The organism is Pseudomonas fluorescens (assembly GCF_018614775.1).
In the GTDB taxonomy this organism is placed as follows: domain Bacteria; phylum Pseudomonadota; class Gammaproteobacteria; order Pseudomonadales; family Pseudomonadaceae; genus Aquipseudomonas; species Aquipseudomonas fluorescens_BY.
The window spans coordinates 1-2,573 of record NZ_JAGGOF010000024.1 but is presented as its reverse complement, the minus strand read 5'-3'; the positions used below and the strand labels follow the sequence as shown (position 1 = coordinate 2,573).

Annotated in this window: 1 protein-coding gene; it reads left to right on the top strand. The window is 63.4% G+C overall.

Annotated features, from left to right (window positions below; translation table 11 throughout):
* The first annotated feature begins 104 nt into the window (after window positions 1–104).
* Window positions 105–2,519 (top strand): glucose/quinate/shikimate family membrane-bound PQQ-dependent dehydrogenase, encoded by a 2,415-nt coding sequence (locus J7E36_RS06760; protein WP_215001169.1) that lies wholly within the window; start codon window positions 105–107, stop codon window positions 2,517–2,519.
* Window positions 2,520–2,573 lie beyond the last annotated feature (54 nt).

The window sequence follows — 2,573 nt, the reverse complement described above, 5'->3', positions numbered from 1 at the left end:
TTGCAATATCTGGACACTTTTTTACTGAACCATGCCCCCAAAGGATCGTCATCTACAGTGACACCTTGCGCGGAACTCCCTAAAACGTCACGGAGAATCACACTATGAGCACTGAGGGTGCTTTGAGTCGAAGCCGTCTGCTACCGAGCCTGCTCGGCATTCTGCTTCTATTGATGGGCCTGGCCCTGTTGGCTGGCGGGGTCAAGCTGAGCACGCTTGGCGGCTCGTGGTATTACCTGCTGGCGGGTATCGGCCTGGCGCTGACCGGCGTACTGCTGATCATGGCCCGGCGTGCGGCCCTGGGCCTGTACGCGCTCGTGCTGTTCGCCAGTACCGTGTGGGCGTTGTGGGAAGTCGGCCTTGATTGGTGGCAGTTGGTGCCGCGCCTGGCGATGCTGTTCGCCTTGGGCATCGTCCTGCTTCTGCCGTGGTTCCGCCGCCCGCTGTTGACCGCCGATGCCTCACCTGCGGGAACCCGCGCATTGGGCGCCGCCGTGGTCATCGCCGGTCTCGCCGCGCTTGCCAGCCAGTTCACCAACCCGGGTGAAATCAAGGGTCAACTGGACCGCGACAACGTAGCGGGCATGACCAACACCGCGCCGGCGATGCCGGACGGCGACTGGAATTCCTACGGCCGCAGTGCCCATGGCGACCGTTATTCGCCGCTGGCGCAGATTACCCCGCAGAACGTCAGCAAGCTGGAACAAGCCTGGAGCTATCGCACCGGCGACCTGCCAGGGCCGGGCGATCCGGGCGAGACCACGGCCGAAAACACCCCGCTGAAGGTCAACGGCATGCTCTATGTGTGCACGCCTCACAGCCAGGTGATTGCCCTGGAGCCGGAAACCGGCAAGGAAATCTGGCGTTTCGATCCGAAGCTGTCCACCCAGAAAGCGCAAAACTTCAAGGGTTGGGCGCACATGACCTGCCGTGGCGTGAGCTATCACGATGACGCCGTGTACGCCTCCGCCGAGCAGAGCCCGACCGGTGCCGCGAGCACCACGCCGGTCAGCACCGTGTGCCCACGGCGGATCTTCCTGCCGACCGCCGACACTCGCCTGATCGCCCTCAATGCCGACACCGGCAAGATGTGCGAAGACTTCGGCGATAAAGGCCAGATCGACCTGAGCGCCAACATTGGCGGCTTCACGGCCGGCGGTTATTACTCCACGTCGCCACCGGCGGTCACCCAGAACCTGGTGGTGATCGGCGGCCACGTCACCGACAACGTCTCCATCGACGAACCGAGCGGCGTGATCCGCGCTTTCGACGTGCACACCGGCAAGCTGGTGTGGAACTGGGACAGCGGCAAGCCGGACGACACCACGCCAATTGCCGAAGGCCAGACCTACACCCGCAACTCGCCGAACATGTGGTCCATGTTTAGCGTCGATGAAAAACTCGGCATGCTGTACCTGCCGATGGGCAACCAGACTCCCGACCAGTTCGGTGGCCTGCGCACGCCGGAATCGGAAAAATACTCCGCCGGCCTGACCGCCCTGGACATCGCCACCGGCAAGGTGCGCTGGTACTTCCAGTTCACCCACCACGACCTGTGGGACATGGACGTTGGCGGTCAACCGACCCTGATGGACATGAAGACTGCCGACGGCGTGAAACCGGCCGTCCTGGCTTCGACCAAGCAGGGCAGCATCTACGTGCTGGACCGCAGCAATGGTCAGCCGATCATCCCGATCAAGGAGATCCCGGTGCCGCAAGGCGCAGTGGAAGGCGATCACACCTCGCCGACCCAGCCGATGTCCGACCTGAACTTCGTGCCGCCGGTCCTCAAGGAACGCGACATGTGGGGCGTGACCCCGTTCGACCAGATGCTCTGCCGGATCGACTTCAAGTCGCTGCGTTATGACGGCATGTTCACGCCGCCATCGCTGCAAGGCTCGATCGTCTACCCAGGCAACTTCGGCGTGTTCGACTGGGGCGGTATCTCGGTTGATCCGGTGCGCCAGATCGCCCTGGTCAATCCGAACTACATGGCCTTCAAGTCCAAGCTGGTCCCGGCGACGGAAGTGGCCGGTGGTCCGGGTCGCAAGAGTGAAACCGAGGGCGTGCAGCCGAACAAGGGCGCACCTTATGGCGTCATCCTCGAAGCGCTGCTCTCGCCGATGGGCCTGCCTTGCCAGGCACCGGCCTGGGGTTATGTCGCGGCGGTGGACCTGACCACCCACAAGACCCTGTGGAAGCACAAGAACGGTACGGTGCGTGACAGCTCGCCGGTGCCACTGCCGCTGAGCATGGGCGTACCCAGCCTGGGCGGCACGTTCACCACCGCTGGTGGCGTGGCGTTTTTGAGCGGTACTCTCGACCAGTACCTGCGTGCCTATGACGTGAAAAACGGCAAGCAACTGTGGGAGGGCCGCCTGCCCGCTGGTGCCCAGACCACGCCGATGACCTACACCGGCAAGGACGGCAAGCAATACGTGCTGGTCGTCGCCGGCGGCCACGGTTCCCTGGGCACCAGGCAGGGTGACTATGTGATCGCGTACAAACTGCCGGAATAAGCCCCTCCGGCGCTCATGCCGAACTTTCGCTCATTCCCACGCTCTGCGTCACTA